The sequence below is a fragment of the Roseibium sp. RKSG952 genome, from assembly GCF_009711355.1.
The window spans coordinates 40,801-48,584 of the sequence record NZ_SMMF01000906.1; the positions used below are offsets into that span (position 1 = coordinate 40,801).

Sequence of the window (7,784 nt, forward strand, 5' to 3'; positions counted from 1 at the left end):
CGTCAGACCGCAAACAACAATCCGCATCCGGCAACAACCAGTCCGGCGCCAATCCAAGCGCCGGCGGCCGGTACCTCGCGTGTTCGCCACCAGAGCAGCGGCAGAAGGAGTGCGGGTGTTGTTGCTGAAAGCGTTGAAATGATACCCACATCTCCGCCTTCGAGGGCGAAAAGGATCAACGTCATTCCAAGCCCCATGGCCAAAAAGCCGGACAGCGCCACCATGCCGAGGATCGGAAACGTCAAGGCGCCTTGCGGTTTCAGGGCCTTGAGGGGAAGTGCGGTCAGGGTAACGAGGCAGAAGGCGGCAGCCCCGATCCGCACTGCAGAGGCGGCAACCGGGTCGACGCCGGTTTCCATCACCGGGCGCGCAATCAGGGAACCGAGCGACTGGCAAAGTGCGGCAACAAGGCCAAGTGAAATGCCTAGCCACAGCGGCCCCTTGACGCTTTCCCATTGGTGCAATTGGGACTTTTGCTTGCCGAACCGGATTGCCAGAACCACACCAAGAACCGTGAGGACGATGCCGAGGATCTGGTAGGGGCCAAGTGTTTCGTCCAAGAGCCACCAGCCGAGTACCGCTGACATGGGCGCGTTCATCGAGAACAGCATGCCGGTGCGCCGGGGTCCTAGCCGGTTCATTGTAAGAAACAAGGCCGTGTCGCCCAGAAAAATGCCGATGAAACCGGAGATCAGAAGCGGGATCGCCCGGTCCATATCGACCGTCTGCCATCCTCCCATGACCGCTGTTGCGGCGATCAGCATCATAAAGACCACAACCATCCGGACCCGGTTGAAGGCCAGGGCACCGAGATGGCGGGCCGGATCTGCGGACACCAGACCGGTCAGTGCCCAAAGGGCGGCGGCACCAAGGGCTGCGAGCTCATAAACATACATGAGACGGGGTCTTCGGTTTGGTGATTATGAAGCGGGCAGGGGCGTCTTGACCTGAGAAAGACTACAGCAGGTTGGAGGCCTTTCCGGTCCAGGCATATTCGAAGAAGGCCGTCTCAAGCCGGCTCATCCGGCGGAACAGGGAGGCAAGGGTCTCCTGTTCGGGGCCGGATAGTTCGGGACCTATGCCGTCCATCTCCGACCTGATCCAGTTGACGAAGGTCTCAAACCCGCTGACCGCATGAAGGTCGATCCATTCGGCGAGATAGAACTGGTCCGGGCGTGGTTTGGCGGCTTCCCGCTGGCCCCAGCTGAGATAGCACCATTCGGCGCACAGAAGGCAGACAAGGCCGTCTGCATAGCTGCCTTCGCCCGATGCTGACAGCAATACATCCGAAAACGCCCGCGTGACCGGTCCCTGCGCGGCCGCTTCATATGTGCCGGCCGGAACACCAAGCGCTTCGAATGACCTCAGGAAATAGTCGTTTTCTTCCGAAGTGAGCAGCGCCAGAAATCCGGACAGCTTGGCCTTGGAACGCATGCCGGGGGCCTTGGCGACCAGAAAACCCAGTGTCGAGGCCAGATCGGTGACAAATGTATAGTCTTCGATCAGGTACCGGGTATAGGCTTCGCTTGGCATGGTGCCGTCGCCGATCGCCTGTGTGAACGGATGGGACGTGGCTTGCGTCCAGTAGGGTTCGCCCTTGGCTGCCAGCCAGTTCGTGAAACGTGCGTCCGGATTGTGGGCCTGATAATCCTTGAAAGATCCGGTGAACCGAATGGTCATGGCGGTGCCATGCTCCCCCTGAAAACAAAAAGAAAGGGCGCCCGGAGGCGCCCATTGAAATCATGCAGCCGCTTTTTTCGGCTGGATCAATCCGCGGTTGACCAGGACTTCGGCGATCTGAACCGTGTTCAGGGCCGCACCCTTGCGCAGATTGTCGGAGACAACCCACAGGTTGAGGCCGTTTTCGACGGTTGCGTCCTCACGGATGCGGGAAATGTAGGTGGCGTCTTCGCCCGCACTTTCGTAAGGGGTGATGTAGCCGCCGTCTTCCTGCTTGTCGATGACAAGGCAGCCCGGAGCCTCGCGCAGGATGTCGCGGGCCTGATCGGCGGTGATCTCGTTCTCGAATTCGATGTTGACGCTCTCGGCATGGCCTATGAAGACCGGGACACGTACGGCGGTGCAGGTCACCTTGATCTTCGGATCGAGCATCTTCTTGGTTTCGGCCAGCACCTTCCATTCTTCCTTGGTGTAGCCGTCTTCCATGAAGACATCGATATGAGGGATGATGTTGAAGGCAATGCGCTTGGTGAACTTCTCCGGCTCGATCGGGTCGTTCACGAACACCGCACGGGTCTGGTTGAAGAGTTCTTCCATCGCTTCCTTGCCGCCGCCGGAGACAGACTGGTAGGTGGAAACGACCACGCGTTTGATCCGCGCCACGTCATGCAGCGGCTTCAGTGCAACAACCAGCTGGGCGGTCGAGCAGTTCGGGTTGGCGATGATGTTTTTCTTGGAGAAGCCAACGATGTCATCGGCATTCACTTCCGGGACGATCAGCGGCACTTCCGCGTCGTAGCGCCATGCGGACGAGTTGTCGATGACGACACAGCCCTTCGCGCCGATGCGCGGAGACCATTCCTTGGAAATCGATCCGCCTGCGGACATCAGGCAGATGTCGGTGTCGGAAAAATCGTAGTTTTCCATCGCCTGAACGGTCAGCGTCTTGTCGCCAAAGGAGACCTCGGTGCCTTGCGAGCGGCGGGAGGCGAGAGCGACGACCTCGTCTGCCGGAAAGCCGCGCTCAGCCAGAATGTCGAGCATTTCCCGGCCGACATTGCCGGTCGCGCCTGCAACTGCGATCTTGTAACCCATGTTGAAATTCCTCGTCCGTCTCCCCGCTCTGCCGGTGCCTGCGTGATGCGTGCGCCGACCCTTCGGCACCCCCCATCCCCGGGGAGCGCGGGACGAGCGGCACCGTTAAGCGGTGGTTTTTGTCGTCGTGGTCTTGCGTTTGGCTACAGCTGTCCCGTCAGCACGACGGCTTGCGCGTGAGAATGTCACGTCGGCAATCGTTTCGGCCATGAGGGTCAAAATGTCGGCGGTCAGCCGGGTCATGCTGTATCGCAATCACGTTAGAACTCAGATTGGCGTGTTCTTGCTCGCGCGCCAACGCTTGTCAACTGTTTTGATTCCCCCAATGGATTAATCGCTTGCCCCACTGATTTTTTCTCAGCCCTTGCAGGGCTTTGTCTCAACGAAGTGGCGTGTCGGTCATAAACGGCTTTCTATGAATCTAGAAATCATGATATCCTGAATTATGGATATAAATGAAGCCTTGGGCGCATTCAGCGCCCTCAGTCAAAAAACCCGTCTGGAAGTCTTGCAGCTTCTGATCAAGGCCGGTCCGGACGGCATGAGTGCAGGTCAGATCGGGGAAACACTGAATGTCCGGCAAAACACGATGTCCGCCAATCTGGCGATCTTGTTGGGCGCCGGGCTGGTCCGGAAGGAAAGGGCGGGCCGGTCCATCCGCTACTCCGCCGACCTGTCAGGCGTTGCCGGGCTATTGTCATTTCTGATGGCCGATTGCTGTGGCGGTCAGCCGGAACTCTGCCAACGGGTTATTTCCGACATCACATGCGCGCAAAAGGAACACGGGAGGGAAGAAAATGTCTGACACCGCTTATAATGTTTTGTTCTTGTGCACCGGCAATTCTGCCAGATCAATCATGGCGGAAGCGATCCTCAATCGGGATGGAAAGGGCCGTTTCAAAGGCTACTCGGCAGGGTCCAGTCCCGCCGGTACGGTCACGCCCGAAACCCTGGAGCTGCTGGAGAAGCTCAATTTCAAGACCGGGGACTTCCGGTCCAAGAGCTGGGACGAGTTCGCAAGAGCGGATGCGCCGGTGATGGATTTTGTCTTTACCGTTTGCGACAACGCGGCGCGGGAAACCTGCCCGGTCTGGCCGGGCCAGCCGATGTCGGCGCATTGGGGCGTGCCTGATCCTGTGAAAGTGAGCGGAAATCTCGCGGAACACAGCCTGGCTTTCTCGGAAGCGTTTCGAATGCTGAACAATCGAATCTCCGTATTCATGAACTTGCCGCTTGCATCCCTTGACAAGCTGTCGCTGCAAAAAAGGCTTGATGATATTGGCAAGGCCGGGACGGAAGAACCACTGGCATGAAGGGACGAAATTCAGCATATCTTTATGAAAAGATTATGCTTTCTCCTTAGGGTGAAGACATCTTGCGCGGCTTGGTTTCACAAAAACTTCAAACAACTGTCACCGCCCCTCCATCCGTGCTCCCTAGCGTGCGCGCGACATTTTGGGAGTGTCATTAATAACATGGGGTTTGGAAAATGAAGAGCTTGCGCAAACAATTGCTGGCAGGCGCCGGTCTGGCCATTGCATTCGGTATTACTGCTTCGGTAGCCGAGGCGGCCTATTTCGAGCGCATCAATTCCTATCCGGTCTACAAGACCTTGCCGGAAGGCGCCGCGAAAGACACGGAAACGGTGGCCGAGATTATCTATGCCTCCAGGGATGGCCGCACGCTCGCATTCACCGACAGCCCCGGTGAAGCGATTGTTTTCATCAATGCGGCCAACCCGGTCAATATCCAGCCGATGGGCCGTACAGACCTTGGCGGGGAACCGACTTCCGTAGCGGTCGGCAAAAACGCTGCCTACGCAGGCGTGAACACCAGCGAAGACTATGTAAACGCGTCCGGCCATCTGGCCGTGATCAGCCTCGCCGACATGGGCATCACCGCGACCTGCGACGCCAAGGGCCAGCCGGATTCCGTTGCCATCTCGCCGGATGGCAAATTCCTTGCCATCGCCATTGAAAATGAGCGTGATGAAGACCTGAACGACGGTGTCATCCCGCAGATGCCGGCCGGTCATCTTGCGATCTTCGATCTCGATGAAAACGGCGCGCCGACCAATTGCGATGGGGTTCGCATTGTGGACATGACCGGCATGGCCGAGGTTGCTGGCTCCGATCCGGAACCGGAGTTCGTGTCGATCAATGACAACAATCAGGCCGTCGTGACGCTTCAGGAAAACAATCATCTCGTGGTGATTGACCTGCCATCCGGCAATGTCGTGTCCCATTTTTCCGCCGGTGGTGCGAGCGCCGAGAACATTCCGGTCACCAAGGACCGTATGAGCGATGCGTCGGGCAGCATAGCAGATGTGGCCCGTGAGCCGGATGCGGTGGCCTGGATCGACAACGACCGGTTTGTGACCGCAAACGAAGGCGATTACGAAGGCGGTTCGCGGGGTTTTACCATCTGGAACACCAAGGGCGACGTCCTGTTCGACAGCGGCAACCAGATGGAACATCTGGGCATGTCCCACGGCCATTATCCGGCCAAGCGGGCCGCCAAGAAGGGCACTGAACCGGAAGGCGTGGCCGTTGGTGACTTCGGCGGCGAAACCCTGATCTTCGTGAACTCCGAACGCGGCAATTTTGTTGCCGTTTACAAGGACACCGGCGGTGCGCCGGAATTCGTCCAGCTGCTGCCGACCCATGTCGGCCCGGAAGGCCTTCTGGCAATTCCGCAGCGCGACCTCTTTGCGGTTGCCAACGAAGTCGATGAAGATGGCGTGCGGTCCCACGTGACGCTGTATCAGTATGGCTCAGAGGCACCGTCCTATCCGTCGGTCACGTCAGACATGGACCCGGAAAAGGGTGCACCGATCGGTTGGGGCGCGCTGTCAGGTCTTGCAGCCGACCCGGGTGATGCCAACAAGCTTTACGCGGTCAGCGACAGCTTCTACGACAAGGGCCGGATCTACACGCTCGACATTTCGTCGAAGCCGGCAAGGATCGTGTCTTACACAGATGTCACCGGTGCAAATCAGGAGCGTCTGGACCTTGAGGGCATTTCAATTGCCAGGGATGGCGGTTTCTGGCTCGCTTCCGAAGGCCACCCGGACAACAACCGTGGCCACCTGCTTCTGAAGACAGACGCCAAGGGTGCCGTCCAGGAGGAAATCACCCTGCCGCAGTCGCTGATCGATCAGGGCAAGCGCTTCTCCCTGGAAGGTGTTGCCGAATTCGAGATGAACGGTCAGGATCTGGTCGCAATTGCCGTTCAACGCGAGTGGGGCGACGATCCGAAGGGCCTGACGAAGCTCGGCATCTACAATCCCTCGGATAAATCCTGGGGCTTCGTCCATTATACGCTCGATGCTCCGGCGTCTCCTGCCGGAGGCTGGGTTGGCCTGTCTGAAATCGTGTCTCTCGGCAATGGCGCGTTCGCCATTCTGGAGCGCGACAACAAGGGCGGTGAAGATGCGGCGATCAAGCAGATCACCGTTGTGGATTTGAACGGTGTGATGCCCGCTGCCCATGGTGGGCAGTTGCCGGTCCTGAACAAGCGCATGGCGATGGACATCCTGCCTGCCATGGCGCAGTCAAAGGGCTGGATCCTGGACAAGCCGGAAGGCCTTGCGGTGACGGCTGACGGACGTCTGATCCTGATCACGGACAATGACGGTGTCGACGACGCTCCGGGTGAAACCCAGCTGATTGACCTCGGTCCGGCATCGCGTCTGAACTGATACGGTCCATGAAAAGAAGTCGCCCGGCCGAAACCGGCCGGGCGTTTTTATGTCGAGGCTCCTGCCGCCTGCCGAAAGGCGTAATCCCGCTATTCGCCCGTGTGCTGGATCAGATCCCACTTGTTGCCGAAGGGGTCTTGAAACACGGCAACTGTTCCATAGCTCTCGTGCCGCGGTTCTTCCAGAAACTGCACACCAGCCGATTTCATCGACCGGTAGTCGGCATTGAAGTCATCTGTTGCCAGAAACAGAAACACACGGCCGCCGGCCTGCTTGCCGATGGCCGCATCCTGCCCTTCGCCATCTGCCTTGGCCAGAAGCAACCGTGTACCGGCGCCGCCTCTTGGCGCAACGAGAACCCAGCGCTTGGTTTCGGTAAGCCTGGTGTCTTCAATCAGATCAAACCCGAGACACTGCGTGTAGAATTCAATCGCCGGGTCATAGTCCGGGACGACAAGGGTGATGGCGGCAAGAGATTGGGCCAATTCTAGTTCGCCCGTTTGTAGACCGAAATGTTCTTGAAGCTGGCCACATCGACCAGATGAACGGTCTGTGTCACGGTCAAGGTCGTTCCGTCCTCGGACAATTCCCGCTCTGCCTTCATGATCGTCAGCCCTCCACGGCGTGCTTCCGAAACCAGTTTCCGGTCGTTCTGAAACACCAGCCGCATGGCATCGACCAGTCCGCTCTTGCCCAGCTTGACTTCCGGACCGTCGGGCAGGGCCTCGAAACTGTCATTGGTGACCTCACCATCAGCCGCGACCTGATTCATGGTGAAAATGGCCATTCCGAAATTGTCTTCGATCCTCAGGGTCGCGCTTTTCGGCGGGTCCCCCTGCTCGAAATCGCTTTCCTCCGGGTCAAGGATCCATGTTCCGAGAAAGGGGCCGAGCTTGTCTTCGATCATTTTTTTTTTCGCTTGCTTCGGGACATCGTTGAGGCTGCTTTCTTAGTCGAGTGCAGGGGACTGTCAACCTGTCGGCAGTTTTGGCTTTGGAAAGGGCAGATGCTGCCGGAACCGGGATAAATCGGCCTGATGTGATTGTTTGGTTATGAGCTAAATCAAAAATAGTGGTTGTACTATGATGCAATCAGAAGGGATAATCTTGTCTGCATTTTTTTATGGAGAAGGATAATGAGTTTTTCATTGAAACGTTTGATCCGCCTTTTTTTGAAAGGATTGCTTGTTTCGTCTGCTTCAATGGCCGGGGCATATGGAGCAAAGGCATGCACGAGTTTTCTTCTGACTGCAGCGGATGGTGCGCCTGTTTATGGACGTATGCGTATTCCGACATCATCTGACCAGTAA

General features: G+C 57.8%; 10 protein-coding genes. 3 read left to right on the forward strand and 7 right to left on the reverse strand.

All coding sequences use genetic code 11. The features are described from left to right. Positions 1-2: 2 nt before the first annotated feature. The 4 genes from E1297_RS17805 to E1297_RS17820 form a co-directional block, all read right to left on the reverse strand. Entirely contained in the window at positions 3-896 is an 894-nt protein-coding gene (locus tag E1297_RS17805; RefSeq protein WP_155140652.1) for a DMT family transporter, read from the reverse strand. 61 nt (positions 897-957) lie between these two features. Continuing rightward, complete coding sequence (locus E1297_RS17810) at positions 958-1,680, reverse strand: TenA family protein (RefSeq protein WP_155140654.1); 723 nt, start codon at positions 1,678-1,680, stop codon at positions 958-960. A 60-nt stretch (positions 1,681-1,740) separates the two neighbouring features. Beyond that, entirely contained in the window at positions 1,741-2,775 is a 1,035-nt protein-coding gene (locus E1297_RS17815; protein ID WP_155140656.1) for an aspartate-semialdehyde dehydrogenase, read from the reverse strand. 105 nt (positions 2,776-2,880) lie between these two features. Next, complete coding sequence (locus tag E1297_RS17820) at positions 2,881-3,018, reverse strand: hypothetical protein (protein ID WP_155140658.1); 138 nt, start codon at positions 3,016-3,018, stop codon at positions 2,881-2,883. A gap of 202 nt (positions 3,019-3,220) precedes the next feature. Here E1297_RS17820 and E1297_RS17825 point away from each other — a divergent pair, with 202 nt between their 5' ends. The 3 genes from E1297_RS17825 to E1297_RS17835 all read left to right on the forward strand — a co-directional run bounded on the left by E1297_RS17825 (position 3,221) and on the right by E1297_RS17835 (position 6,475). Continuing rightward, positions 3,221-3,580 carry a helix-turn-helix transcriptional regulator gene (locus E1297_RS17825; protein ID WP_155140660.1) on the forward strand — a complete coding sequence of 120 codons (360 nt, stop codon included), beginning with the start codon at positions 3,221-3,223 and terminating at the stop codon, positions 3,578-3,580. After that, positions 3,573-4,088 (forward strand): arsenate reductase ArsC, encoded by a 516-nt coding sequence (locus E1297_RS17830; protein ID WP_155140663.1) that lies wholly within the window; start codon positions 3,573-3,575, stop codon positions 4,086-4,088. The genes E1297_RS17825 and E1297_RS17830 overlap by 8 nt, the downstream gene beginning before the upstream one ends. A 176-nt stretch (positions 4,089-4,264) precedes the next feature. Beyond that, on the forward strand, positions 4,265-6,475 hold the full coding sequence (locus tag E1297_RS17835) for an esterase-like activity of phytase family protein (protein WP_155140665.1): 2,211 nt from the start codon (positions 4,265-4,267) through the stop codon (positions 6,473-6,475). 89 nt (positions 6,476-6,564) lie between these two features. On the opposite strand, the gene E1297_RS17840 is transcribed toward E1297_RS17835, so the two are convergent. The 3 genes from E1297_RS17840 to E1297_RS49845 all read right to left on the reverse strand — a co-directional run. Beyond that, positions 6,565-6,960 (reverse strand): VOC family protein, encoded by a 396-nt coding sequence (locus tag E1297_RS17840; protein ID WP_155140667.1) that lies wholly within the window; start codon positions 6,958-6,960, stop codon positions 6,565-6,567. Positions 6,961-6,962: 2 nt separating this feature from the next. After that, a complete protein-coding gene (locus E1297_RS17845; protein ID WP_155140669.1) occupies positions 6,963-7,382 on the reverse strand; it encodes a hypothetical protein in 420 nt (139 codons plus the stop codon). Between the two features lie 184 nt (positions 7,383-7,566). Next, positions 7,567-7,784, reverse strand: a 218-nt coding sequence (locus tag E1297_RS49845) for a hypothetical protein (RefSeq protein ID WP_209015834.1), incomplete at its 5' end; no start/stop codon positions are given.

Bases quoted from the DNA above. Each gene is read 5' to 3' on its own strand.
- E1297_RS17835 (WP_155140665.1), top strand. From the start codon at position 4,265: ATGAAGAGCTTGCGCAAACAATTGCTGGCAGGCGCCGGTCTGGCCATT.
- E1297_RS17820 (WP_155140658.1), bottom strand. From the start codon at position 3,018: ATGACCCGGCTGACCGCCGACATTTTGACCCTCATGGCCGAAACGATT.
- E1297_RS17815 (WP_155140656.1), bottom strand. From the start codon at position 2,775: ATGGGTTACAAGATCGCAGTTGCAGGCGCGACCGGCAATGTCGGCCGG.
- E1297_RS17830 (WP_155140663.1), top strand. From the start codon at position 3,573: ATGTCTGACACCGCTTATAATGTTTTGTTCTTGTGCACCGGCAATTCT.
- E1297_RS17825 (WP_155140660.1), top strand. From the start codon at position 3,221: ATGGATATAAATGAAGCCTTGGGCGCATTCAGCGCCCTCAGTCAAAAA.
- E1297_RS17845 (WP_155140669.1), bottom strand. From the start codon at position 7,382: ATGATCGAAGACAAGCTCGGCCCCTTTCTCGGAACATGGATCCTTGAC.
- E1297_RS17810 (WP_155140654.1), bottom strand. From the start codon at position 1,680: ATGACCATTCGGTTCACCGGATCTTTCAAGGATTATCAGGCCCACAAT.
- E1297_RS17805 (WP_155140652.1), bottom strand. From the start codon at position 896: ATGTATGTTTATGAGCTCGCAGCCCTTGGTGCCGCCGCCCTTTGGGCA.